Origin of the sequence: Pseudarthrobacter sp. WHRI 8279, assembly GCF_040224115.2 — a bacterium.
Classification (GTDB): domain Bacteria; phylum Actinomycetota; class Actinomycetes; order Actinomycetales; family Micrococcaceae; genus Arthrobacter.
On sequence record NZ_CP168162.1, the window covers coordinates 590507 to 614729 of the forward strand.

Annotated in this window: 22 protein-coding genes; 20 read left to right on the forward strand and 2 right to left on the reverse strand. The window is 67.7% G+C overall.

Annotation, left to right across the window (positions count from 1 at the left end):
* The first annotated feature begins 69 nt into the window (after positions 1 to 69).
* The 7 genes from ABRP28_RS02625 to ABRP28_RS02655 are packed head-to-tail and all read left to right on the forward strand — an operon-like array spanning position 70 to position 8165.
* Entirely contained in the window at positions 70 to 1677 is a 1608-nt protein-coding gene (locus ABRP28_RS02625) for a carboxyl transferase domain-containing protein (protein ID WP_350004718.1), read from the forward strand.
* A gap of 8 nt (positions 1678 to 1685) precedes the next feature.
* Positions 1686 to 3950: a biotin carboxylase N-terminal domain-containing protein gene (locus ABRP28_RS02630; RefSeq protein WP_350004716.1), complete on the forward strand. Its 2265-nt coding sequence runs from the start codon at positions 1686 to 1688 to the stop codon at positions 3948 to 3950.
* 2 nt (positions 3951 to 3952) lie between these two features.
* Complete coding sequence (locus ABRP28_RS02635; protein WP_350004714.1) at positions 3953 to 5128, forward strand: acyl-CoA dehydrogenase family protein; 1176 nt, start codon at positions 3953 to 3955, stop codon at positions 5126 to 5128.
* Positions 5129 to 5177: 49 nt separating this feature from the next.
* Positions 5178 to 5987, forward strand: coding sequence for a CoA transferase subunit A (locus ABRP28_RS02640; RefSeq protein ID WP_350004713.1), 810 nt, complete (start codon positions 5178 to 5180; stop codon positions 5985 to 5987).
* 2 nt (positions 5988 to 5989) lie between these two features.
* Positions 5990 to 6757, forward strand: a complete 768-nt coding sequence (locus ABRP28_RS02645) for a CoA transferase subunit B (protein WP_350004711.1) — start codon at positions 5990 to 5992, stop codon at positions 6755 to 6757.
* Positions 6754 to 7329 carry a MaoC family dehydratase gene (locus ABRP28_RS02650; protein WP_350004709.1) on the forward strand — a complete coding sequence of 192 codons (576 nt, stop codon included), beginning with the start codon at positions 6754 to 6756 and terminating at the stop codon, positions 7327 to 7329. Before ABRP28_RS02645 ends, ABRP28_RS02650 begins: the two co-directional genes overlap by 4 nt.
* Positions 7326 to 8165, forward strand: coding sequence for a CoA ester lyase (locus tag ABRP28_RS02655; protein WP_350004707.1), 840 nt, complete (start codon positions 7326 to 7328; stop codon positions 8163 to 8165). The genes ABRP28_RS02650 and ABRP28_RS02655 overlap by 4 nt, the downstream gene beginning before the upstream one ends.
* Before the next feature lie 24 nt (positions 8166 to 8189).
* On the opposite strand, the gene ABRP28_RS02660 is transcribed toward ABRP28_RS02655, so the two are convergent.
* On the reverse strand, positions 8190 to 9659 hold the full coding sequence (locus tag ABRP28_RS02660) for a lipase maturation factor family protein (protein ID WP_350004705.1): 1470 nt from the start codon (positions 9657 to 9659) through the stop codon (positions 8190 to 8192).
* Positions 9660 to 9760: 101 nt separating this feature from the next.
* Here ABRP28_RS02660 and ABRP28_RS02665 point away from each other — a divergent pair, with 101 nt between their 5' ends.
* From ABRP28_RS02665 to ABRP28_RS02725, 13 genes are all read left to right on the forward strand, one after another.
* On the forward strand, positions 9761 to 10504 hold the full coding sequence (locus ABRP28_RS02665; protein WP_350004703.1) for a TSUP family transporter: 744 nt from the start codon (positions 9761 to 9763) through the stop codon (positions 10502 to 10504).
* A 117-nt stretch (positions 10505 to 10621) separates the two neighbouring features.
* Positions 10622 to 11707 (forward strand): FAD-binding oxidoreductase, encoded by a 1086-nt coding sequence (locus ABRP28_RS02670; protein ID WP_350004702.1) that lies wholly within the window; start codon positions 10622 to 10624, stop codon positions 11705 to 11707.
* A 34-nt stretch (positions 11708 to 11741) separates the two neighbouring features.
* Complete coding sequence (gene dxr, locus ABRP28_RS02675; RefSeq protein ID WP_350004700.1) at positions 11742 to 12926, forward strand: 1-deoxy-D-xylulose-5-phosphate reductoisomerase; 1185 nt, start codon at positions 11742 to 11744, stop codon at positions 12924 to 12926.
* Between the two features lie 17 nt (positions 12927 to 12943).
* Positions 12944 to 14275, forward strand: a complete 1332-nt coding sequence (locus tag ABRP28_RS02680; RefSeq protein WP_350004698.1) for a site-2 protease family protein — start codon at positions 12944 to 12946, stop codon at positions 14273 to 14275.
* Positions 14276 to 14330: 55 nt separating this feature from the next.
* A complete protein-coding gene (locus tag ABRP28_RS02685; RefSeq protein WP_350004696.1) occupies positions 14331 to 15011 on the forward strand; it encodes a hypothetical protein in 681 nt (226 codons plus the stop codon).
* A gap of 87 nt (positions 15012 to 15098) precedes the next feature.
* Positions 15099 to 15776, forward strand: a complete 678-nt coding sequence (locus ABRP28_RS02690; protein WP_350004694.1) for a MarR family transcriptional regulator — start codon at positions 15099 to 15101, stop codon at positions 15774 to 15776.
* Positions 15773 to 16288: a hypothetical protein gene (locus ABRP28_RS02695; RefSeq protein WP_350004692.1), complete on the forward strand. Its 516-nt coding sequence runs from the start codon at positions 15773 to 15775 to the stop codon at positions 16286 to 16288. The genes ABRP28_RS02690 and ABRP28_RS02695 overlap by 4 nt, the downstream gene beginning before the upstream one ends.
* Positions 16289 to 16379: 91 nt before the next feature.
* Positions 16380 to 16673, forward strand: a complete 294-nt coding sequence (locus ABRP28_RS02700; protein ID WP_231455361.1) for a YciI family protein — start codon at positions 16380 to 16382, stop codon at positions 16671 to 16673.
* Positions 16674 to 16706: 33 nt separating this feature from the next.
* Complete coding sequence (gene ispG, locus ABRP28_RS02705) at positions 16707 to 17873, forward strand: flavodoxin-dependent (E)-4-hydroxy-3-methylbut-2-enyl-diphosphate synthase (protein WP_013600504.1); 1167 nt, start codon at positions 16707 to 16709, stop codon at positions 17871 to 17873.
* Positions 17836 to 18726 carry a GNAT family N-acetyltransferase gene (locus tag ABRP28_RS02710; RefSeq protein ID WP_350004730.1) on the forward strand — a complete coding sequence of 297 codons (891 nt, stop codon included), beginning with the start codon at positions 17836 to 17838 and terminating at the stop codon, positions 18724 to 18726. Before ispG ends, ABRP28_RS02710 begins: the two co-directional genes overlap by 38 nt.
* Positions 18727 to 19056: 330 nt before the next feature.
* Complete coding sequence (locus ABRP28_RS02715) at positions 19057 to 20868, forward strand: proline--tRNA ligase (RefSeq protein WP_350004689.1); 1812 nt, start codon at positions 19057 to 19059, stop codon at positions 20866 to 20868.
* Between the two features lie 7 nt (positions 20869 to 20875).
* Complete coding sequence (locus tag ABRP28_RS02720) at positions 20876 to 21670, forward strand: TSUP family transporter (RefSeq protein WP_350004687.1); 795 nt, start codon at positions 20876 to 20878, stop codon at positions 21668 to 21670.
* Between the two features lie 55 nt (positions 21671 to 21725).
* Positions 21726 to 23117, forward strand: coding sequence for a pyridoxal-dependent decarboxylase (locus ABRP28_RS02725; RefSeq protein ID WP_350004685.1), 1392 nt, complete (start codon positions 21726 to 21728; stop codon positions 23115 to 23117).
* A gap of 55 nt (positions 23118 to 23172) precedes the next feature.
* Here the strand turns inward: ABRP28_RS02725 and ABRP28_RS02730 are convergent, their stop codons facing one another.
* On the reverse strand, positions 23173 to 24213 hold the full coding sequence (locus tag ABRP28_RS02730; protein ID WP_350004683.1) for an aminoglycoside phosphotransferase family protein: 1041 nt from the start codon (positions 24211 to 24213) through the stop codon (positions 23173 to 23175).
* Positions 24214 to 24223: the final 10 nt, after the last annotated feature.

Here is a 24223-nt window from a genome sequence, read left to right on the forward strand (position 1 = left end):
AATTTCAGTTATTGATCACTAACCGAGTGGGCTTCTTGGCCCCGGCCGGAACAGGAGCAGGACGCGTCGATGGAGACCCTTGCCAGCAGGATCGACCCCGCCAGCAGCACTTTCCTGGCGAACCGCGATGCGCAGCTGTCGCTGACGGAGGACCTGCGGAAAAGGCTGGCGGACGCTGCCCTGGGCGGACCGGAAAAATCTAGGCAGCGGCACGTGGCCAGGGGCAAGCTCCTGCCCCGCGAGCGCATCGACCAGCTCCTGGATGACGGCAGCCCGTTCCTGGAAATCGCTCCGCTGGCTGCCAACGGGATGTACAACAACGAGGCCCCCGGCGCGGGGGTCATTGCAGGCATCGGCCTGGTCCATGGCCGCCACGTGCTGGTGATTTCCAACGACGCCACCGTCAAAGGCGGGACGTACTATCCGCTGACGGTGAAGAAACACCTGCGGGCCCAGGAGATAGCCCTCGAGAACAGGCTTCCGTGCATCTACCTGGTGGATTCCGGCGGGGCCTTCCTGCCCAAACAGGACGAGGTTTTCCCGGACCGGGATCACTTCGGCCGCATCTTCTACAACCAGGCCCGGCTCTCGGCGGCCAAGATTCCCCAGATCGCCTCGGTGATGGGGTCCTGCACGGCCGGCGGCGCCTATGTGCCGGCCATGAGCGATGAAACAGTCATCGTCCGGAACCAGGGCACCATTTTCCTGGGCGGGCCGCCGCTCGTGAAGGCGGCGATCGGTGAGATCGTCACGCCGGAGGAGCTCGGCGGAGGGGACGTGCATTCGAGGATCTCCGGCGTCACCGACCACCTCGCCGAAAACGACGAACACGCGCTGCAGATCATCCGGGACATCGTGTCCACGCTCCCGCCTCCGGCGCCGCCCGCCTGGGAGGTGGATGCCGCCGTCGAACCTTCCGCGGAACCGGAGGAGCTCTACGGCGCCGTTCCCACGGACGTCAACGCCGCCTACGACGTCCATGAGGTTATCGCCCGGCTGGTGGACGGCAGCCGGTTCCACGAGTTCAAGAAGGAGTATGGCGCCACGCTGGTCACCGGGTTCGCCCGCCTGCACGGGCATCCCGTGGGGATCGTAGCCAACAACGGCGTGCTCTTCAGCGAGTCCTCCCTCAAAGGCGCCCACTTCATCGAACTCTGCGACCAGCGCGGCATCCCGCTGGTTTTCCTGCAGAACATCTCCGGCTTCATGGTGGGCAAGGACTCGGAACAGGGCGGGATCGCCAAGAACGGCGCCAAGATGGTCACCGCCGTGGCCACGGCCCGGGTGCCCAAACTGACGGTGGTCATCGGCGGGTCCTTCGGCGCCGGCAACTACTCCATGTGCGGGCGCGCCTATTCCCCGCGGTTCCTCTGGATGTGGCCGGCCGCCCGGATCTCGGTCATGGGTGGCAACCAGGCCTCCAGCGTCCTGGCCACGGTGAAGCGCGACCAGTACGAGGCAGCAGGCCAGGAATGGTCCGCCGAGGACGAGGAAGCCTTCAAGGCCCCTATCCGCCGGCAGTACGAGGACCAGGGCAGCCCGTACTACTCCACCGCCCGCCTCTGGGATGACGGAGTGATCGATCCGGCCGACACCCGCACCGTCCTGGGCCTGGCACTGGACGTGGTGGCCCGCACGCCGTTGCCGGAAACCTCCTTCGGCCTCTTCAGGATGTGAGCGAGCAAATGACCACCCCTTCCCTGGCCGGCGCCCCCACCGCCACCCGGCCCATGTTCGGCACCGTCCTGGTGGCCAACCGCGGCGAGATTGCCTGCCGCGTGATCCGAACGCTTAAAGCCTTAGGCATCCGGCCGGTGGCCGTCTACAGCGATGCCGACGCCGGAGCCCGGCACGTGCGCGAAGCGGACACTGCCGTCCGGATCGGCCCGGCAGCGGCAGCGGAGAGCTATCTGAACATCCAGGCGATCATCGGGGCCTGCCGGAAGACCGGGGCGGAGGCAGTGCACCCCGGTTACGGGTTCCTCAGCGAGAACGCGGACTTTGCCCGGGCCCTGGAACAGGCCGGGATCGCGTTCATCGGCCCGGGGGTGGAAGCCCTGAACATTATGGGCGACAAGATCCGGTCCAAGAACCATGTGGCCGGCTACGGCGTCCCCGTGGTGCCCGGCGTGGCACAACCCGGTATGACGGACGGGCAGCTGGTTGACGCAGCCGCCGGCGTGGGGTTTCCGCTGCTCATCAAGCCTTCCGCCGGCGGGGGCGGCAAGGGCATGCACGTGGTGCAGCGTCCGGAGGACCTCCCGGCGGCGCTGGCCACGGCCAGGCGGGTAGCAGCCAGTGCCTTCGGCGACGACACCCTGTTCCTGGAACGCCTGGTCACCACCCCGCGGCACATCGAAGTGCAGGTCCTGTCGGACAACCACGGCAACGTCATCCATCTGGGCGAGCGTGAATGCTCGCTGCAGCGGCGGCACCAGAAAGTCATCGAGGAGGCACCGTCGCCGTTGCTCGAAGCCCTGCCGGACGGCGCCGCCATCCGCGCCCGGATCGGTGAAGCGGCCTGCAACGCGGCCCGGAGCGTGAACTACAGCGGCGCCGGAACAGTCGAATTCCTCGTCTCCGACGACGCGCCGGACCAGTTCTACTTCATGGAGATGAACACCCGGCTGCAGGTGGAGCACCCGGTCACCGAGATGGTCACCGGCATCGACCTCGTCGAGTGGCAGGTGCGGATCGCCGCCGGCGGGGAACTCACCGTCCGGCAGGCCGACGTCGAACTTCACGGCCACGCCGCTGAAGCGCGCGTCTACGCGGAGGTCCCGGAGAAAAACTTCCTGCCCTCCACCGGGACTGTGCTGCTGCTGGACGAACTGCCCAGGGGGACAAGCGGCAAAGTCAGGGTGGATTCTTCCCTGGTGGAAGGCCTGGAGGTTTCCTCCAGCTACGACCCCATGATCTCCAAGGTCATCGCGTGGGGGGAGGACCGCACAGCCGCCCTGGACACCCTGGATGCGGCGCTCGCCGGCTATACGGCGCTCGGCCTGGACACCAACGTGGAATACCTGCGGCTGCTGATCAATGATGCCGATGTCCGCGCCGGGCGGCTGGAAACCGGGCTGATCGAACGAAAGCTGCCGGACCTGGCCTTCCGCAGGGTTGCCGACGCGGAACTGGCGGCGGCCGCGCTCTTCACCCTCGCCATGGAGGAACAGAACAACACTCCCTCATCGCCGGGACCCTGGCATGCGCGCAACGGTTGGCGGCTTGGGGCGCCGGCGCCGCGCCTGGTCAGCCTGGGAACGCCCGACGGCGGCGTGGCAGCCGTGCGGATCAGCAGCGCCGCGGAGGTGGGCGCGGAGGGGGACGGCCCTGTCCGAGGCGGCGCTGTCCCCGGTAGCGCCGGTTCCGGAAGGGTGTTCCTCGTTGCCGTGGGGGACGGGCCTGCCCGTCCGGCACAGCTGGAGTTCGCCTCCCGGCGGCAGGCAACGCTGACCCTCGACGGCCACGCCAGCACCTATTCCATCGCGCCGGTCTTCCGCGGCCCGGCGGCCCCGACGCGTGATTCCCCGGCACCCGGCGTGCCCGCAGAACTGTTCCTGGGTACCGGGGGCTGGTCCTGCCGGCTGGCAGTCCTGGGCCGGGAAGCGCGGCTTGAGCGGGTGCTTGCGGCCCTCCACCGGGAGGAGGGCGCCGCCGATCCCGCCGTGCGTTCGCCCATGCCGGGAACAGTGGTGTCGGTTCCGGTCAGTGATGGCGACACCGTGGCGGCCGGCGAGCTTCTGGTCTCGGTCGAGGCCATGAAGATGGAGCACCAGCTGGTGGCCCCGCTGGACGGGACGGTACACCTCAGCGCCCGCCCCGGCGACCTGGTGAAGGCGGACCAGGTGCTGGCCACCGTCCATCCCCACACAGCCGCCGCAAGCGAAGATACAGGCGCAGATACGGGCGCAGATACAGGCACAGACACACTCAATGGCGAAGGAGCCTAGGCATGGCAGGGTTTGAACTCAGCGAGGAATACCAGGACCTCAGCGACACGGTCCGGGACTTCGCGGACACCGTGGTGGCGCCGGTGTCCGCCAAGCACGACGAGGAGCACAGCTTCCCGTACGAGGTGGTCAAGCAGATGGCGGAGATGGGGCTGTTCGGCCTGCCCTTCCCCGAGGAATTCGGCGGCATGGGCGGGGACTACTTCGCCCTTGCCCTTGCCCTGGAGCAGCTGGGCCGGGTGGACCAGTCCGTGGCCATCACCCTGGAGGCCGGCGTCTCCCTGGGGGCCATGCCCATTTACCGTTTCGGCACGGACGCCCAGAAGCAGGAGTGGCTGCCCATGCTCGCGTCCGGCCAGGCGCTCGCCGGATTCGGGCTGACTGAACCGGAAGCGGGATCGGACGCGGGCGGCACCAAAACCACGGCGCGGCGCGAGACCGTTGGAGACAAGACTGGGTGGGTGATCAACGGCAACAAGGAGTTCATCACCAATTCCGGGACGGACATCACGCGGCTGGTGACGGTCACTGCCGTCACCGGGCAGAAGGAACGCGCGGACGGGACGGTGCAGAAGGAAATCTCCACCATCCTGGTGCCCACGGACACCCCCGGTTTCAAAGCGGAGAAGCCCTACAACAAGGTGGGCTGGAACGCCTCGGACACCCACCCGCTGACGCTGAAGGATGTCCGCGTTCCGGAAGAAAACCTGCTGGGAGTGGAAGGCCGCGGCTACGCGAACTTCCTGTCCATCCTCGATGAAGGGCGGATTGCCATCGCAGCGCTGGCTGCCGGCGCGGCCCAGGGCTGCGTGGACCTCTCGGTCAAGTACGCCAAGGAGCGCAGCGCCTTCGGCCACCAGATCGGCAAGTACCAGGCCATCTCCTTCAAGATCGCCCGCATGGAGGCCCGGGCCCACACCGCCCGCCTGGCCTACTACGATGCGGCGTTCCGCATGCTGGCCGGAAAGCCGTTCAAGACCCAGGCGGCCATCGCTAAGATGGTGGCAGGCGAGGCAGCCATGGACAACGCGCGGGATGCCACCCAGGTATTCGGCGGCTATGGCTTCATCAACGAGTTCACCGTGGCGCGCCACTACCGCGACTCCAAGATCCTTGAAGTGGGGGAGGGCACCACGGAGGTGCAGCTGATGCTCATCGCCCGCGAACTGGGTCTGTAGTACTGGCACTGTAGTAACTGGCACCGTAGCCGGCCTGAGAGGATCACTGATGATTGACAAGGTTGTTGCCAGCGCTGACGAAGCCGTAGCGGACATCCCGGACGGAGCGTCCCTGGCCGTGGGCGGTTTCGGGCTCTGTGGAATCCCGGTCGCCCTCATTGACGCACTGCACCGGGCAGGGACAACAGACCTGGAAACCGTCAGCAACAACTGCGGCGTGGACGACTGGGGGCTCGGCATCCTGCTCCGGGACGGGCGGATCCGCCGCACCATCAGCTCCTATGTGGGCGAGAACAAGGAGTTTGCCCGCCAGTACCTGGCCGGCGAACTTGAGGTGGTGCTCACCCCGCAGGGCACCCTGGCTGAGAAGCTGCGCGCCGGCGGCGCCGGGATCCCCGCCTTCTATACCAAGGCGGGGGTGGGCACCCAGGTGTCGGAGGGCGGGCTGCCCCAAAAGTACGACGCCGGCGGCGGGATTGCCGTGGCGTCCGCACCCAAGGAGGTGCGCTCCTTCGGCGGGGTTGACTATGTGCTGGAGGAAGCCTTGACCCCGGACTTCGGGCTGGTCCATGCCTGGAAAGGGGACCGGCACGGAAACCTGGTCTTCCACGCCACCGCCATGAACTTCAACCCGTTGTGCGCCATGGCCGGCAGGGTCACCATTGCCGAGGTGGAGGAACTCGTGGAGCCGGGCGAGCTGGACCCGGAACACATCCACACCCCCGGCATCTTCATCCAGCGCGTGGTCCTCGCCGCCAACGCGGAGAAACGCATTGAAAAACGGACCGTGGCCCTGGCGCGGCCCGGACAGGCAGCATCCGCACACGACGCCGGCAGCACCCGGCAGGCAGGAGCATAGCCATGGACCCCAACAGCCCCGACGCTCCCCGGCCCGAAGGCGTCCGGCCCGGGTACCGCCGGGCCGCCGCCCAGCAGCACGAGATGCCGGCTGACGGAGCCGGCGCCAAAGGGTGGACGCGGAACGAGCTGGCCGCCCGGGTAGCCAAAGAGCTCAGCAACGGCCAGTACGTCAACCTGGGCATCGGCATGCCGACGCTCATCCCCAACTACATCCCCGAGGGTGTGGAAGTGGTGCTCCACTCGGAGAACGGAATCCTCGGCGTCGGCCCCTATCCGGCGGAGGACGCCATTGATCCGGACCTGATCAATGCGGGCAAGGAGACTGTCACCGTCAACAAGGGGGCGGCGTTCTTCGATTCGGCATCGTCCTTCGGGATGATCCGCGGCGGCCACGTGGACGTGGCCGTCCTGGGCGCGATGGAGGTGGCGGCGAACGGTGACCTGGCCAACTGGATGATTCCGGGCAAGATGGTCAAGGGCATGGGCGGAGCCATGGACCTGGTGTTCGGCGCCAAAAAGGTGATCGTGATGATGGAGCACGTGGACCGCAACGGGAACCCCAAGATCGTCCAGCAGTGCTCCCTGCCGCTGACCGGCAAAGCCTGCGTGGACCGGATCATCACGGACCTGGCCGTCATCGACGTCGTCACGGATGAATACGGGTCCCGGCTGGTGCTGCGCGAACTGGCGCCCAACGTCTCAGCGGAGGACGTTGCCGCGGCCACCGGGGCCGAGCTGTTCGAAGAGGACCAGGAACTGACCGTATGAGCGGCGGCGGCATGGACGGCGGCGCTGCGACGGGCCCGGCCAGCGGGGGGCCGCGGGTGATCGAACAGCGCGGGCTCTATTTCGAGGAGCTTGAGGAAGGCGTCACCTACGCCCACCGGCCCGGGCGGACGGTGACAGAGGCGGACAATGTCCTGTTCACCACGCTCACCATGAACACCCAGGCGCTGCACCTGGATGCCGCCTGGAGTGCCGGGCAGCCCTTCGGGCAGCGGCTCATGAACTCCATGTTCACGCTGGCCACCATGGTGGGACAGTCCGTTTCCCAGCTGACACAGGGGACCATCATTGCGCAGCTTGGCCTCACTGACGTTTCCTTCCCGCACCCGCTCTACCACGGTGACACGCTCTACACCGAGACCGTGATCAGCGGAAAGCGGCTCTCGGGCTCCCGGCCCGGGCAGGGGATCGTCACCATGGAGCACACGGGCCGCAACCAGGACGGCACGGTGGTGGCACTAGCCACGCGGAGCTGCCTGATGTGGACGCGGGAAGCCCATGCGGGCCGGCCCGGCAGCGGGCAGGGGAACGGACAGGAGACAATGCCGGTATGACATTCGTGATGGGTCCCGCCCTGCTGTTCTGCCCCGCCGACCGGCCCGAGCGCTACCAGAAGGCTGCTGCCAGGGCGGACGCCGTGATCCTGGACCTTGAAGACGCGGTGGCGCCGGCGGACAAGCAGCGCGCCCGCGGCGCCATCCTCGCCCAGCTGGGAACCACGGGGGTGGAACCGGAGCTTGAACCCAGCTGCACCATCGTGCGGGTGAATCCCGCGGGCACCGAGGAGTTCGAGAAGGATCTTCACTGCCTTGCCCACACCCCCTACCGGACGGTCATGCTGGCCAAGGCGGAAAACGTCCAGCAGCTCGAAGCCCTGGAGGGCTACAAGGTGATCGCGCTGTGTGAAACAGCGCTGGGAGTCCTCAACGCCCCCGCCATTGCAGCCGCCCCCAACGTGGTGGGCCTGATGTGGGGGGCAGAGGACCTGCTGGCATCGCTGGGCGGTACGTCCAGCAGGAAGGCCGACGGCGGCTATCGGGCCGTGGCGCAGCACGCCCGTTCCGCCGTGCTGCTGGCTGCGCGCGCCCACGGCAAGGAGGCGGTGGATGCGGTGTACACGGACATCCCGGACCTCACCGGGCTGGAGGAGGAAGCTGCCGACGCCGTGGCTTCCGGCTTCAGCTCCAAAGCGTGCATCCATCCGAGCCAGGCCGCCGTGGTCCGGGCCGCCTACGCACCCTCCGACGCCGACGTCGCGGCTGCCGAAGCGCTCCTGGAGGCTGCAGCATCGGCCGGCTCGGGCGTGTTCCAGCACCAGGGGAAGATGATCGACGGCCCCATCCTCAAGCACGCCCAGGAAATCATCCGCCGCGCCCAGGCCATCGGTTAGCCGGCCTTCCCAGCGCGGCCGCCTTCACCCCATCCGCCCGGGTGAGCGCCGCAGTGACAGCGGCGGAATCGGCTCGTAGAGCAGCGTCCGCACCCAGCGGTTCCCGGTCTCCCTGAACTCTTTCCGGCTGGCAAAGCGGTAGTGGGAGCTGCGCACGCGCACCCAGCGCGGCGGCGCGCCGTCGAACGGGTCATGGCGGAGGAGCCGCAGGGTCTGCCGGTCCGCCTCCAGCAGCTTTCCCAGGAAGGCGTAAAACCACTCCTCGTGGACGGTCCTTAGCGGCAGGAACCACATCAGCCAGTCAAGCCGCAGGTGGTAGGGCGCCCACTGGCGGGGGAGCCTGCGGACATCGCCGGGCTTGCCCCTAAAGCCGTACTCCCGCCAGCCGGAGGCGCTGTCCGGCTCCTCATCAAGGGTTCCCTCCACCACGATCTCGATCCGCTGCTTGGTCACGGTGCCGAACGCCCCGTAGGTATTGACCAGCTGCCACCGGTTGAAGCTGGCATTCATCAGCTGGCTGCGGGAGAAAAGGTTGCGCAGCGGCCAGTAGCTGAGGACCACCAACAGCAGCGTTGCCGCCAGGGTGACGGCCAGCCACCACAGGGGAGTCTCCCTGTCTGCGCCGGCCTGGCCGTGCCAGTCCAGCGGGATGGCCGGCAGCACGGCGTGCGCAACGGGATCGCTGACGGCAGCGAAAGCCAGCACAATGGCGATCCAGTTCAGCCAGGCGAAGTTGCCGCTGGCCACCAGCCACAACTGGGTGAAAATGACGATCCCCGCGGCCACGCTGGCAACGGGCTGGGGCGCGAACAGGAAGAACGGCACCACCAGCTGGGCGAAGTGGTTGCCGATGACTTCAACCTTGTGCAGGGGCTTCGGCAGCAGATGCGCCTGCCTGCTCAGCGGCCCCGGCATCGGCTGGGTCTCGTGGTGGTAGTACAGGGCCGTCAGGTCGCGCCACTCCCCGCCGCCGCGGATCTTGATCATCCCGGCACCGAACTCCAGCCGGAACACCAGCCACACGATCAGGATCAGGATGGTGCGCGGCGGATCTGTCTGGTCCGAGCCCAGGAAGGCCACGGTAAAGCCGGCCTCAAGGAGCAGCATCTCCCAGCCGAAGCCGTAGAAGGTCTGCCCCACGTTGACGATGGACATGTACAACAGCCAGAGGAGCAAAAACGCGATGAGCGGGACCCAGGGCGGGCCCTGCTGCGGGATGCCCGCCACCAGGAGCGCCGAAACCAGCAGCCCGGTGGCGCATACCCAGCGCAGCAGCCTGTCCGAATACCGCCAGCGGAACAGGGACGGCCGCCGCAGGCGGCTGAAACCGGAAAGGTATTCAGGTACCGGGAGGAGGCCCCGCTCACCCAGGAGCGCCGGGAACTGGTTCAGCGAGGACAGGAACGCGACGAAATACAGTGCCGCCACGCCCCGCTGCAGCACCTGCCGGGCAAATTCGTATTCCGGCGCATCAAACCAGGAGAGCCAGTCCACGCACTCCACGTTACGCCCGGCTCCCGCAGGGATGCTACAGCGGGAATGCCACAGGGGCCGCCTGGGAGATCCCGCCAATACGTTGCCACTAGGATCGAGGGATGTTCGTGCTGGTGCTGATCGCCGTTATTGCAGGCGCGCTGGCCCAGCGGATCGCGGGCCTGGGCTTTGGCCTGCTCGTTTCCCCGGTGCTCGTGGTGCTCCTGGGCCCCTTCGACGGCGTGATGATCATCAACCTGTGCGGCGCCACATCCTCGCTCCTGATCCTCTCCCGGGTGTGGAGGCATGTGGCCTGGAAGAAGTACTTCGGGTTGGCGCTCGCAGCACTGGCGGGGGTGTTGCCCGGCGCCTGGCTGGCAAGCAACGTGCCGGAAGCCCCGCTGGAAATCTGCATCGGCGTCCTGCTCATCATTGCCCTGCTCGCATCCCAGCGGCTGACCAGGAGTTCCTGGCGTGCCAGCGGACCGGTCCCCATGGCATCCCTGGGATTTTCCAGCGGCCTCATGAATGCCGCAGCGGGTGTTGGCGGCCCGGCCATCACGGCCTATGCCATTGCTACCCGCTGGGAGCAGAAAAGCTTCAGCGCCACCCTGCAGCCCTACTTCATCACCACCGGCTTCACATCGCTGCTCAGCAAGTACGTGCTGTCCGGCGGGCACGTCCCTGCCCTGGAGGGCTGGCAGTGGCTGGCGATCCTGGCGGCCATGGTGACCGGCATCGTGGCGGGCGACCTGCTCGCCGGCCGGGTCCGCCCCTTGTCAGCCCGCCGCATCGTCACGGTGATTGCCTACCTCGGCGCCGTGGCCACCCTGGCCAAGGGCCTAATTGAACTGGCTGCCGCCTGAGCGCTGCGCAGGATACCTCGTCCGGCGCTCGCGCCTGCTGGAATGAATCCGGCGGCGCACCCGCCCTCAACAAGCACCCGCCTGCGCCGGGCTGCACAAACATGTTTTGCTGGACCCATGACACGTGTTGCAGTGGTAGGTGCAGGGATCGTCGGGCTGTCCACAGCCCATGCCCTCCGACAGGCGGGTGTGGACGTCACCGTCTACGAGTCCGGGACCCCGGGTTCGGGGCAATCGGCCGGGGAATCGAGGATCTTCCGGCACGCGCACGACGACGTCCGGCTGGCCGCGTTCGTGGGTCACAGCCGCACCCTCTGGCGGGACTGGGAGGCTGACTTCGGCGTAGAGCTGGTCTCCGGTGCCGGTGCGGTGGCCATCGGGGACAGCGTGGAGGACAAGCTCCGCGTTCTCAGCGGCCTGCCGGAGATTCCGGTGAGGTTGCTGGCACCGGCAGAACTTGCGGCGGCGCTGCCGATCCTTGCGGACTTCCAGGGCAAGGCGATGTTCGATGCCCAGGGCGGGGCAATCCGCACCCGCGCCGCGTTCCGCGCCCTGGCCGGGACACTGGAGGACGCCCTCGTGGCCGACCACGTGCTGACTGTCCGGCCCGCCGGCCGCAGTGTGGAGGTCCGCACCGGGACACGGGTAGACCGGTTCGACCATGCGGTCCTGTGCGCCGGCCGCGGGACGGCAGCCCTGGCCCGGGGCGCGGGGCTGGACATACCCGTTGAACACGCCGCGCATGCCCGGGTGACGTTCCGTGTGCGGGATGGCGCGTCCGCTCCGCTGCCAACATTCCAGGACGGCAGCGGGGTCTTCGGGGAAACCGGCGTCTATGCTGCGCCCTCGGCCGACAACCGGCGTTACGCGGTGGGCCTGAGCGAAACAACAGACGTGCGCCAGGACGGGAGCCTCGCCGATCCGGCTGCCCTGGAATCCCTTTCGGCCCGTGCGGCGGCCTACGTAAGGACGGCACTGCCCGGCCTGGATCCCGAACCGGACGGCTACGTCCACTGCTGGGTGACGCGACTGCCGTGGGGCGATGACGGCGTGGGCATCTGGTCTGCCGGCAACGTCAGCGCGGTGGCCGGGCACAACCTCTTCAAACAGGCGCCGGCGCTGGGGGAGGCGCTGGCAGAAACAGCGCTGTCCGGCGTCGTCCCCGCTGTCCTGCGGCCGGAATCACAGCTCGGAAGGTCCTGAGCGGCCTGGCAGCACGGTGCGCGATACTTAAGCAATGCAGCCACGCAGAATCGTCCTCCTCGGATCCACCGGTTCCATCGGCACCCAGGCGATCGACGTCGTCGACGGCGCCCCGCACCTTTTCGAGGTAGTGGCCCTCAGCGCCGGGGGAGGGAACCTGGAGCTCCTCGCCGGCCAGGCGGTGCACACCGGCGCGTCGGTCATCGGCATCGCCGGCGGTGACCCCGGAAAGCTGGCGTCGCTCATTGCCGACGCTGCCGCGGCGGCGGGAAAGCCCGGCTACCGGCCGGAAATCATCGCCGGACCGGACGCCTCCACCCGGATCGCCGGCGTTGAAGCGGACGTGGTGCTCAATGGAATCACCGGATCGATCGGCCTAGCACCCACGCTGGCGGCCTTGCATTCCGGGGCCACGCTTGCCCTGGCCAACAAGGAATCCCTCATCGTGGGCGGATCGCTGGTGAAGGCGGCAGCCCGGGAGGGCCAGATCGTCCCCGTTGACTCCGAGCACTCAGCGATCTCGCAGTGCCTGCGCTCGGGCTCGGCCGCGGAAGTGGAAAAACTGATCCTCACAGCATCCGGCGGTCCCTTCCGCGGCAGGAGCAGGGACGAACTGCATGGGGTGACCCCCCAGGAAGCCTTGGCCCATCCCACCTGGGACATGGGCCTCATGGTCACCACCAACTCGGCCACACTGGTGAACAAGGGCCTGGAAGTCATTGAGGCGCACCTGCTCTTCGATGTGCCGCTGGACCGGATCGAGGTGGTGGTCCACCCCCAGTCCGTGGTGCACTCCATGGTGCAGTTCATTGACGGGTCGATCATCGCCCAGGCGTCCCCGCCGGACATGCGCCTTCCCATTGCACTGGGACTGGGCTGGCCGGACCGGGTGCCGGGAGCGGCGGCCGCCTGCGACTGGACGCGCGCGGCCACCTGGACGTTCGAGCCGCTGGACACGGAAGCCTTTCCCGCCGTCGGACTCGCCAAGCACGCAGCGAGGCAGGGCAGCACGTTCCCCGCCGTGTTCAACGCCGCGAATGAGGAAGCCGTGACAGCCTTCCACGCCGGGCGCATCAGGTTCACGGACATCGTGGACACAATCGATGCCGTCCTCAGCGAACACCCAGGGTCCTCCGGGCTGACAGTGGAGTCAGTGCTGGATGCTGAAAGCTGGGCACGTGCCCGCGCCAATGAACGTTTAGCAGTCAGAAGTCTCTAGGAAGCAGCAGCACGTCAATGACCCCCGTCCTCCTTTTTGTCCTCGGCGTCGTCTTTGTGGCGATCGGCATTGCCGTGTCCATCGCGCTGCACGAAGTAGGGCACCTGGTGCCCGCCAAGCTGTTCAAGGTGCGCGTCACCAAATACATGATCGGCTTCGGCCCCACCCTGTGGTCCAGGCGGAAGGGCGAAACCGAATACGGGGTGAAGGCCATTCCGCTGGGCGGCTTCGTCTCCATGATCGGCATGTACCCGCCCAACAAGGACGACGGCTCCGTCCGTCCGTCCAGCACCGGCATGTTCCAGACCCTGGCTACCGAAGCCCGGTCCATGGCCCACGAGGAAGTGGGGCCGGGTGACGAAAAGCGGGTGTTCTACCGGCTTCCGGTCTGGAAGAAGGTCATTGTGATGCTGGGCGGCCCGGCCATGAACATGGTCCTTGGCGTCCTCCTCACCGCGGTGCTGCTCATGGGCTTTGGTATGGCCACGGCCACCACCACCATCTCCGAGGTTTCCAAGTGCCAGGTGGCGGCAGGGGAGACCGTCGATCCGGATTCGGCGAACTGCCAGCCCACCCCTGCCGCAGCGGCCGGCCTCAAACCGAACGATAGGATCACCTCCTTCGACGGCAAGGCCGTAACGGGCTGGGACCAGTTGACGGAATGGATCCGGGCCTCCGCAGGGCGCGAAGTGGGCATTACCGTTGAGCGGGACGGCGCCCTGGTGTCCACCACGGTGACCCCGGTGCTGTCGGCCCGGCCCGTCATCGGGGCGGACGGCCGGCAGGAAACGGACGACGCCGGCACCCTCCGCTACCAGGACGTCGGCTTCCTGGGCATCGGCTCCCAGACAGAACTCGTGGCCCAGCCGGCGTCGTCCGTCCTGCCCATGGCGGGGGAAAACATCCGCCAGGTGGCAGGGGTGGTGTTCAACCTTCCCGCCCGCGTGGTGGGCGTGGCGAAGGCTGCCTTCAGCGAGGAACCCCGCGACCCCAACGGCCCCATCAGCGTGGTGGGCGTGGGACGGGTTGCCGGCGAAGTAGCTGCCATGGAAGAAATCCCGGTACAGTCCCGGCTGGCCGCACTGATCGGGCTGCTTGCGGGCCTGAACTTCGCGCTCGCGGTCTTCAACCTGATACCGCTGCTGCCCTTAGACGGCGGGCATGTTGCCGGAGCCCTCTACGAGGGGGCGCGGCGGCAGGTGGCCAGGCTGTTCGGCAAACCGGACCCTGGTGCCTTCGACATCGCCAAGCTGCTGCCGGTGACCTATGTGGTGGCCGCGTTGCTGATGGGCATGAGCGCGCTCCTTATCTACGCCGACATCGTGAAGCCGGTGAATCTCTTCGGCTGACACTTGCCGCTCCATCCGGACGGGTGCCGTGCAGCCACTGAGGAAGGGCGGACACATGAATCCGCAGGACACCGGCCGGTGGGTCCGAGTGGGTCTCTGGACGCTGCCTGCGTCCTGGCTCCTCACCGCCTGGTCTTCCCTTGAGCCCCAGCCGGACCAGGCGGCGGATCCCGGCGCCTGGGCAAGGTTTGTCAGTACGGACTCCTACGAGGTCAGCCACCTCATCGGCAGTACGGGAGGCACCATCCTGGCTGTCTTCGGCCTCTTTGCGCTGGGCTGTTACCTGGCCGGCAGCCGGTCGGGACGCCTGGCGCTGGGAGCAGCGGTCACCGCGGCCGCGGGCACTGCCTTGCTGTTGGTGCCTGCAGTCATTTCCACGTTCGTAACTCCCGCCGTGGGCAGGGCCTACCTGGCGGGAAACCAGGACATCATGCAGCTCGAATTCCCCGGATCGATGACGGCAGCGTTTATGGCCGGGCTCCTGCTTGCTTTTGTTGGGACTGTCCTGCTGGGTGTCGCCGTTTGGCAGTCACACGTACTTCCGCGGTGGGCAGGGGCACTGTGGGTGGCCGGTGCCGTGGTGTTCTATGCCCTCGGAGTCGTCCTGGGGCAGGCCACCACCGGAAGCAGCCTACCAACCCAAAGCGCGGGAGCCGCGCTGCTCGCAGTTGCCGGCGGATGGATTGCCTGGCGTGGTTCCCCCCAAGGGCACCCCAGGGGATCCCCTGCAGGGTGATTGCACGAAATCAGCCTATTCCGGCTGATATCAATTAATCAGCCGAATATGTTTGATTAATGAACATCAGCTGCGTACGGTTAGGGCATGTACGTCCTCACGATCGACCAGCAGGGCAGCACGACGGATGTGGACCGGGTCCCGGACCTGATCGCGGCGCTCCGCAACCTCACGCCCGTGCCCTTTGAACGATCAGTAGGGGACGAGCTCCAGGGAGTGGTGGAGGACGCCGCCGATGTGGTGGACGTGGCCCTGCACGCGCTCCGCGGCGGGCACTGGTACGTCGGGATAGGAATCGGGGTGGTCGGCCTGGCGCCCGGTGCCAGCCCCCGGGAGGGCTCCGGAAGCGGGTTCGTGGCGGCCCGCAAAGCCGTGGAACTTGCCAAGGGCGCCGCCGGACAGGTGCCGTTGTCAGTGGTGTCCGGCAGTATGGTCCGCGGTAAGGATCTTCAACCCCATGCCCAGGAGGATGCCGTGGCCAGCGCAAATGCCCAGGCGGTGCTTCGCCTGATCGGACGCCTGGTGCAGCAGCGCACCGAGGCCCAGTGGCGGGTGGTGGACCGGCTGCGGGCCATCCAGGGCGAGGTCAGGCATGGCAGCCAGAAACAGGTGGCCCGTGAGCTGGGAATAACCGAACAGTCGGTGAGCCGCACCGTCCTCAGGTCCGCATGGCAGGAAGAATGGGCGGCGAGGCCGGCAGCGGCCATGCTGCTGGACCATGCCCATTCCCTGGCGGCCCGCACTCCAACGGAAGGAAACCGGTGAACGCACTCTGGATCGCGGTTGCGCTGCTCGTCGCCGGATTCGCCGGCTGGCCCGTGACGGCCCTGGTATTCCGGCTGGCCAGGACAATCGATGACCGGGCGGACGCGGCCAAGGCTGCGGAGGAAGCCAAGCGGGCCGCTGAAGATCCGTCCGCGGATGTGACTGTTGACCCGCCCTCCGCTGGCGGCTCCCAGGGCGTCGACGGCGAGCTGACCGCAGCAGCCGACGCGCCGCCGTCGGGCCCTCCCGGTTCCGGACCGGCCGCTCCCACGCAGCGGATCCTTCGGGGCGGTGCCATCATCGGGATCCTCGAGCGGCTGGGAGTGTGCCTTGCCATCCTGACCGGCCAGCCGGTTGCCATTGCCTACATTGTGGCGATCAAGGGCCTGGGCAGGTTCGCGGAGCTTAAGGAAACCCCGGTGGCGGCCGAAAGGTTCATTATCGGAACGCTTACGTCCATGCTCTGGGCTGCCGGAACAGCCGCAGCCATCAAGGTCATCTTCCTGGCCTGAGCGCGTCCAGGTCCGGGCCCCCTGCCCTGGCGGCCGGGCGCGTCCACGCTCCGGATGGGTGCGAAGGCGGGCAGGGCGATAGGGTAGCGGTATGACTGTTTTTGCCGTTGAGTACGTTTATGCCGCAGAGTCCACAGAAGACCGCAACGCCGCCCGGCCCGCGCACCGCGAATGGACTGCCGGCCTGGCGCAGGACGGCGCCATCCTGGCCAGCGGCCCGTATGGCGACGGGGCCGGTGCGCTGCTGATTTTCAAGGCTGACAACGAGGCCGCCCTCAATTCGATCCTCAAGCAGGACCCGTTCGCAGCCGCCGGGGTGATCGCCGGAACCCGGATCACCGAATGGTCGCCCATCACCGGCGTGCTTGCCGGCCTCGCCGCCTAAGCCTCCTCCCGCTTTCAATCTCTAGGAGTCCTCGTGACCTCGGTCAGCCTGGGAATGCCCTCAGCACCGCCACCCGTCCTTGCCCCCCGCCGCAAGACCCGGCAGATCAAAGTCGGTTCCGTGGGTGTTGGATCGGACTCGCCCATCAGCGTGCAGTCCATGACCACCACGCCCACCACGGACATCAACGCCACGCTGCAGCAGATCGCCGAACTGACGGCGTCCGGCTGCGACATTGTGCGCGTGGCCTGCCCGTCCGCCGATGACGCCGAGGCGCTGCCGATCATCGCGCGGAAGTCGCAGATCCCGGTCATTGCGGACATCCACTTCCAGCCCAAATACGTCTTCGCGGCGATCGAGGCCGGCTGCGCAGCGGTACGCGTGAACCCCGGCAATATCCGCAAGTTTGATGACCAGGTCAAGGAGATCGCCGCTGCGGCGCGCGATCACGGCACGTCCATCCGCATCGGCGTCAACGCCGGATCCCTGGAGCCGGGCATCCTCAAGAAGTACGGCAAGGCAACCCCTGAAGCACTGGTGGAATCCGCCGTCTGGGAGGCGTCCCTCTTCGAGGAGCATGGTTTCCACGACTTCAAGATCTCGGTTAAGCACAATGACCCCGTCATCATGGTGGCGGCCTACGAGATGCTGGCGGAGAAAGGCGACTGGCCCCTGCACCTCGGCGTCACCGAGGCCGGCCCGGCGTTCCAGGGAACCATCAAGTCGGCCACGGCCTTCGGCGCGCTCCTGTCCAGGGGCATCGGCGACACCATCCGGGTTTCCCTTTCGGCCCCGCCGGTGGAGGAAATCAAGGTTGGAAACCAGATCCTGCAGTCCCTCAACCTGCGTCCCCGCAAGCTCGAAATCGTCTCCTGCCCCTCCTGCGGCCGCGCCCAGGTGGATGTGTACACCCTCGCCGAGCAGGTCACTGCCGGGCTGGAAGGAATGGAGATCCCGCTGCGCGTCGCGGTCATGGGCTGCGTGGTGAACGGACCCGGTGAGGCCCGCGAAGCCGATCTTGGTGTTGCCTCAGGCAACGGCAAGGGCCAGATCTTTGTGAAGGGCGAAGTCATCAAGACTGTCCCCGAGAGCCAGATTGTTGAGACACTGATCGAAGAGGCCATGCGTATCGCGGAAGAGATGGGGGAGGCCGATGGCGAAGATGCTGTCAAGGGTAGCCCCGTGGTTAGCGTCTCGTAAGGACGTCCCCGACCCGCCGGGGATTTCCGTCCGCACCCTTGACGGGGACGACACCGCTGCCCTTGTGCTCCTGGCGCAGCGTGATCCGGTCTCTAACGCGTTTATCCTCGCGCATCTGCGCGCCACCGGCACCGCGGCTCCCACCAGCGGCGGTGCCGGCGTCCTGGGAGTGTTCGACGACGGCGTCCTGGCAGGTGCCTGCTGGGCCGGCGCCAACCTGGTGCCCATCCAGCTGGAGCCTACCCTGGCCGGAGTGGTGGCCGCGGCCGCCAACAGGTCCGGCCGCCGCTATGCCTCCGCCTTTGGGCCGGCCGCCGCCGTGCTGGCCCTGCATGCCGAGCTGGTTGACCTGGGGCACCGGGCCCACGAGGTGCGCCCGGACCAGCCTTTGATGACCATCAGTGAAGGGCCCTCCGTGGAGCCGAACCCGGGGCTGGCGTTGGGAAACCTCGCGGACTTCGACCGCATCCTGCCGGCCTGCGCCGCCATGTTCGAAGAGGAAGTGGGGTACTCGCCCTTCTTGGGCGGCAGGGAGTTCTACAGCCGCCGCGTGGAGGGCCTCATCCGGCAGGGCCACTCCCTGGTGCACTTGAACGAGGCCCGCGAAGTGGTGTTCAAGGCTGAACTGGGTGCCGTCACCTCCGATGTCACGCAGATCCAGGGTGTCTGGATGAACCCGCTGTACCGCGGCCAGGGCCTGAGCGCCGGGTACATGGCTTCCGTGGTGGAGCAGGCGCGGAAGGTCGCGCCCGTCACCAGCCTCTACGTCAACGGTTTCAATACCCGTGCGCGCGCCACCTACGAGCGGGTGGGCTTCAGCCAGGTTGGGACGTTCGCGACGGTGCTCTTCTAGGACACTTTCCGGGCGCCGGAAAGGCCCCAACCTGGATCCTGGTGTCGGGAATGTGGGAAGCACTTGTCATCGTGCGCTGGATCACATAGGTTCGATCTAGCTGCGCTGGAGTGGCGTGGGCGGTCTCACCAGTCCTCACCAGTACTTGGGCGATAACGGCGTCGAGCCACGCCCGGATGCGATGACCAGCCTCTTGGGGGGCCAGGGGCTTTGCATGTCCGGGCGTGGCTCAACTGCGTTCCGGGCTCCCGCAAGCCGGTAGATTAGTACCCAGACGAAACGCCCGGCTTGCTGTTGCCCCAGCACCTCCCCAGAAACGGATACCCACCCGTGGTTACAAGACTGTCCCAGCTGTTCCTCCGCACCCTGCGTGAAGATCCCGTCGACGCCGAGGTGGCCAGCCACCGGCTCCTGGTCCGCGCAGGCTACATCCGCCGCGCGGCCCCGGGCATCTACACCTGGCTGCCGCTGGGATTGAGCGTCCTGCGCAAAGTGGAAGCCATCATCCGTGAGGAGATGGCCAACATCGGGGCGCAGGAAGTCCACTTCCCGGCCCTCCTGCCCCGCGAACCGTATGAGGCCACCAACCGCTGGACCGAATACGGAGAGGGCCTGTTCCGGCTCCAGGACCGCAAGGGCGCCGACTACCTGCTGGCGCCCACCCACGAGGAGATGTTCACGCTGCTGGTCAAGGACCTGTATTCGTCCTACAAGGACCTGCCGCTGAGCCTCTACCAGATCCAGAACAAGTACCGCGATGAGGCACGTCCCCGCGCCGGCCTCCTGCGCGGACGCGAGTTCATCATGAAGGACTCCTACTCCTTCGACGTTGACGACGCCGGCCTGGACGCCAGCTACGCCGCCCACCGCGGCGCCTACCTGCGCATCTTCGAGCGCCTTGGCCTGGAGGTCATTCCGGTCACCGCGACCGCCGGTGCCATGGGCGGGTCCAAGAGCGAGGAATTCCTGCACCCCACGGACATCGGGGAGGACACGTTCGTGCGCTCCGCCGGCGGCTACGCGGCGAACGTTGAGGCCGTCACCACGGTTGTCCCGGCGGACATCGACTTCAGCGCGGCTCCCGCCGCCGAGGTCCGAGACACCCCGGACACCCCCACCATCGACACGCTCGTGGCTGCCTCCAACCAGATCGCGCCCCGCAGCGAGGCCGACGGCGGCGCCTGGACTGCCGCCGACACCCTGAAGAATGTGGTGCTCGCCGTCACCCTGCCCACCGGGGAGCGCCAGCTGGTGGTCATCGGCGTTCCTGGCGACCGCGGCGTGGACCTTAAGCGCGTTGAGGCGAACATCGGCTCGTTCCTGCCCATGGGCGGCGAGATCGGCCTGGAAGCGGCCAATGACGACGACCTCAAGAAGCAGCCGCTCATCGTCAAGGGCTACCTGGGCCCCGGCCTGTCCCTGGACGAGCCCCTGCTGGGCGCCGAAAGCCCAACGAAGCTCCTGTACCTGGTGGACCCCCGCGTGGTCCGCGGCACTTCCTGGATCACCGGCGCCAACCAGGCCGGCAAGCACGTGTACGGCCTGGTGGCCGGACGCGACTTCACCTGGGACGGCGTCATCGAATGCACCGAAGTCCGTGAAGGCGACCCCGCCCCGGACGGTTCCGGCCCGCTGGAGACCGCCCGCGGTATCGAGATGGGGCACATCTTCCAGCTTGGCCGCAAGTACGCAGAGGCCCTGGAACTGAAGGTCCTGGACCAGAACGGCAAGCAGGTCACCGTCACCATGGGCTCCTACGGCGTGGGCGTCACCCGCGCCGTGGCAGCACTGGCCGAGTCGAACCACGACGCCCGGGGGCTTGTCTGGCCGCGCGCTGTCGCCCCTGCAGACGTCCATGTCGTGGCGGTTGGCAAGGGCGAGGAGATCTTCGCAACCGCCGAGCGCCTGGCAGCCGAACTTGAGGCAGCGGGGCTCGACGTCCTCCTCGATGACCGGCCCAAGGTTTCTCCCGGGGTCAAGTTCGGGGACGCGGAACTGGTGGGCGTTCCCACCATCCTTGCCGTTGGCCGCGGCCTGGTGGACGGGGTTGTGGAGATCAAGGACCGCCGCAGCGGCGAGGCCGAGAACGTGGCGGTGGACAAGGCTGTTGACTATGTAGTCAACGCTGTCCGCACCCACTGACGCAACAGTGGAGTTTGGACTCGAATCCCTCGGGCTCACAACGCTCCTCTTGATCGTCCTGGCCGGTTTTGCCGCCGGATGGGTTGACGCAGTGGTGGGCGGGGGCGGGCTGATCCAGCTCCCGGCCCTGCTGCTGGTCCCGGGGATCACGCCCGTGCAGGCGCTGGCCACGAATAAGATGGGGTCCATTTTCGGCACCGCCACCAGCGCCGCCACGTACTACCGCCGGGTGGGGCCCGATCTCAGGACGGCCCTGCCCATGGCCGTGATCGCCCTGGCGGGCAGCTTTGGCGGCGCCGTCCTGGCGGCAAACCTGCCCGCCAGCGTCTTCAAACCCATCATCGTCACGGCGCTGGTCGCCGTCGCGCTTTTCACAGCCCTGAAGCCGGGCGTCGGCGGCATCACCGCACTGCGCCACGCCGGCCACAAGCACTATGTGGTGGCCTGCCTGATCGGAGCCATCATCGGGTTTTACGACGGCCTCATTGGGCCGGGAACGGGCTCGTTCCTGGTCATTGCGCTGGTCTCCGCCATGGGTTATGCCTTCCTCGAGGCAAGTGCCAAAGCCAAGATCGTCAACATGGCCACCAACGCGGGGGCGCTGTTGTTCTTCCTGCCCCACGGGTCCATCCTGTGGGGCGTGGGCCTGCTGCTGGGGGCGGCGAACATGGCCGGCGGCTACCTGGGAGCCAGGACGGCCGTGAAGCAGGGCAGCCGGTTCGTCCGGGTGGTCTTCCTGCTGGTGGTGTCGGCACTGATCATCAAGCTCGGCTACGACGTCTGGCAGGAAAACTTCGCCTGACACTGCCCGCCACCAGGGCCTCGTGGGCGCTGGCGCTGAGGCGTAGCATGCAGGTATGTCACACGGCGACGACGAGTACGCCCCGGCCCTGACAGCAGCGGTCCGGCACTCCACAGCCTGGCTTGGCAGCCTTCCGGACCGGCGGGTGGGACCGGTGGCGGCAGCCCACGATCTTGCAGAGGCTTTTGGCGGGCCGCTGCCCCGGGGTGGAATGCCGGCCGAGGAGGTAGTTGACCTCCTGGCCGCAACGGCGGAACCAGGGCTCATGGCCATGCCCTCCGGCCGGTTCTTCGGCTGGGTGATCGGCGGGAGCCTGCCCGCCGCCCTGGCCTCAGACTGGCTGGTGAGCGCCTGGGACCAGAACGCCGGGCTGCGGTATGCCACCCCCGCCATGGCGGCCATCGAGGAGGCCGCGGGCAGTTGGCTCCTCGAGCTTCTAAGTCTCCCGGCGGCCTCCGACGTCGGCTTCGTCACCGGCGCCACCATGGCCAACTTCACCGGGATGGCCGCTGCCCGGTGGCGGCTTCTCAGCGACGCAGGCTGGGACCTGGACCGTGACGGGCTGTTTGGCGCTCCCCGGATCCGCTGCTTTGTGGGAAGGGAAAGGCACGACACCGTGGATCTTGGCCTGCGCTACCTGGGCCTGGGCAAGCCCACGGTGGTGGACGCCGACAGCCAGGGACGGTTGATCCCCGAAGCCCTGGACGCGGCACTCGCCCAAGGTTCGGGCCCGGCGCTGGTCTGCCTGCAGGCAGGGAACCTCCATTCCGGCGCTTTTGATCCTTTCCCCGAAGCCATCCGCGTTGCCCGCAAGCATGGCGCGTGGGTGCATGTCGACGGCGCTTTCGGCCTCTGGGCAGCCGCAGTGCCCGAACTGCGCGGCCTCACCCGGGGGTACGAGGAAGCCGACTCGTGGGGCACCGATGCCCACAAGACGCTCAACGTTCCCTACGACTGCGGCATAGCCATAGTCCGGGACGCTTCAGCCCTCCGCTCCGCCATGGGCCTGCACACCAGTTACCTGGTGCACGACGCCGAAGGTCCCGGCGATCCGTTCGAGAAAGTCCCCGAACTGTCGCGGCGCGCACGCGGCGTGCCGGTATGGGCAGCGCTGAAGAGCCTCGGCAGCGACGGCGTGGCAGCGCAGGTGCGGGGGATGGCTGCGGCTGCCGCGGACATTGCAGCAGGCCTCGGTGGGGTGGACGGCGTGGAGGTGCTGAACGACGTCGGCTACACCCAGGTGTGCCTGGCATTCGGCGGCGACGAGACCACCCGCGCCGTGACCGCGCGGATCATCGCGGACGGCAGGGTGTGGATGTCCGGCTCCCGCTGGCGGGACCGGGACATCCTGCGCGTCTCGGTCAGCAACTGGCATACCGGGGAGGATGAAGTCCGCACCGCGGTGGATGCCGTCAAAGCCGCTCTCTCCGCCGTGCGCCCCGGCTGACCGCTGCGTGTTCCCTGCCACCCAGCGTGCAGCGGAGAGCGTGCCCATCCAGGCGTCAGGCCACGGACGCCTGGCCGGGCTCCGGCAACGCATGGGCCGGCGGCAGTCCCTCAAGGGTGCGGCCGGCAAGGGTGCTGGCAACCCAGAGTGACCGCGCCAGATCGCCGCGGTGGCCCGGCATTCCGGCGTACCACAGCGCGTTAGCCACTTCCCGGGCCAAGCCCCACTCCCGTGCGGCGTCGGGGTCAAGCCCGGCAGCGGAGCTGAAGTCCGTGCAGCGCTGCCGCAGGCCGGCTCCAGGATGGTTCAGCGGGAGGTCCTGCAGCCTGTTCCACAACAGCGGCGCCACCGCGAACTCGGCCTCACCGATCATGGGCTGCGGATCGATGGCGGCGAACGCGTCCGCCGCCGGTTTCCCCGCTTTTGCCGCAGCATCCGGCCTGGCCAGGATGTTGAGGTAGTGCAGGTCGGTGTGGACCAGGACGTCCCGGCCCGCGCGGCGCCCCACCGCGCCGCGGGTCTGGCACACCTCAAGCGCCGCTTCCAGCAGCCACCGTGGAAAGGGGCGGCCAAGCTGTTCCCAGTCCGCGGGAAGATCGTCGCTCCACTGCTCGGCGCGGGCAGCGATGTGCTCGAATTCCCCCCACTGCGGCCGGCCGTCGGGAACAAGGCTCAACTGCCGGACAAGGCCGCCCCAGACTGCTACGGCATCAGCCAGGGGGACGGTAGCCAGGGAGTGCCCGGCGTCGAGCCTTTCGAGGAGCATGGAACACGTGCCGGCGTCGGCTCCCAGCAGTTCGACGGCACCGTGCCCGCCCCACAAGGCCAACGCATGGCGCTCAACGCGCGCTTCGTCGTGCGGGAAGGCGATCTTGAGGGCCGCCGGCCGGCCGTCCTTCCGGGTCACGGGCACCACTACCGCTCCGTGGCCGTTCCACGGGAGGGAGCCAGGGGCGAGTTCCGGTGCGAGCTGCCACCGCTCCAGCAGGCCGGAGATGATGCCGGGCAGGGAGGCGAGCCACTCCCGTCCTGCTGTGGTGCGTGAGTAGCGCCCGGAAAGGTCCGGCGGGATTGGTACTGCCGTTGGCTGGCTCATCGGTTCCAGC

Bases quoted from the DNA above. Each gene is read 5' to 3' on its own strand.
- ABRP28_RS02665 (WP_350004703.1), top strand. From the start codon at position 9,761: ATGTTCGTGCTGGTGCTGATCGCCGTTATTGCAGGCGCGCTGGCCCAG.
- ABRP28_RS02730 (WP_350004683.1), bottom strand. From the start codon at position 24,213: ATGAGCCAGCCAACGGCAGTACCAATCCCGCCGGACCTTTCCGGGCGC.
- ABRP28_RS02650 (WP_350004709.1), top strand. From the start codon at position 6,754: ATGAGCGGCGGCGGCATGGACGGCGGCGCTGCGACGGGCCCGGCCAGC.
- ABRP28_RS02625 (WP_350004718.1), top strand. From the start codon at position 70: ATGGAGACCCTTGCCAGCAGGATCGACCCCGCCAGCAGCACTTTCCTG.
- ABRP28_RS02710 (WP_350004730.1), top strand. From the start codon at position 17,836: ATGCTGTCAAGGGTAGCCCCGTGGTTAGCGTCTCGTAAGGACGTCCCC.
- ABRP28_RS02670 (WP_350004702.1), top strand. From the start codon at position 10,622: ATGACACGTGTTGCAGTGGTAGGTGCAGGGATCGTCGGGCTGTCCACA.
- ABRP28_RS02635 (WP_350004714.1), top strand. From the start codon at position 3,953: ATGGCAGGGTTTGAACTCAGCGAGGAATACCAGGACCTCAGCGACACG.
- ABRP28_RS02725 (WP_350004685.1), top strand. From the start codon at position 21,726: ATGTCACACGGCGACGACGAGTACGCCCCGGCCCTGACAGCAGCGGTC.
- ABRP28_RS02700 (WP_231455361.1), top strand. From the start codon at position 16,380: ATGACTGTTTTTGCCGTTGAGTACGTTTATGCCGCAGAGTCCACAGAA.
- ABRP28_RS02655 (WP_350004707.1), top strand. From the start codon at position 7,326: ATGACATTCGTGATGGGTCCCGCCCTGCTGTTCTGCCCCGCCGACCGG.
- ABRP28_RS02640 (WP_350004713.1), top strand. From the start codon at position 5,178: ATGATTGACAAGGTTGTTGCCAGCGCTGACGAAGCCGTAGCGGACATC.
- ABRP28_RS02630 (WP_350004716.1), top strand. From the start codon at position 1,686: ATGACCACCCCTTCCCTGGCCGGCGCCCCCACCGCCACCCGGCCCATG.
- dxr (WP_350004700.1), top strand. From the start codon at position 11,742: ATGCAGCCACGCAGAATCGTCCTCCTCGGATCCACCGGTTCCATCGGC.
- ABRP28_RS02685 (WP_350004696.1), top strand. From the start codon at position 14,331: ATGAATCCGCAGGACACCGGCCGGTGGGTCCGAGTGGGTCTCTGGACG.
- ABRP28_RS02690 (WP_350004694.1), top strand. From the start codon at position 15,099: ATGTACGTCCTCACGATCGACCAGCAGGGCAGCACGACGGATGTGGAC.
- ABRP28_RS02645 (WP_350004711.1), top strand. From the start codon at position 5,990: ATGGACCCCAACAGCCCCGACGCTCCCCGGCCCGAAGGCGTCCGGCCC.
- ABRP28_RS02680 (WP_350004698.1), top strand. From the start codon at position 12,944: ATGACCCCCGTCCTCCTTTTTGTCCTCGGCGTCGTCTTTGTGGCGATC.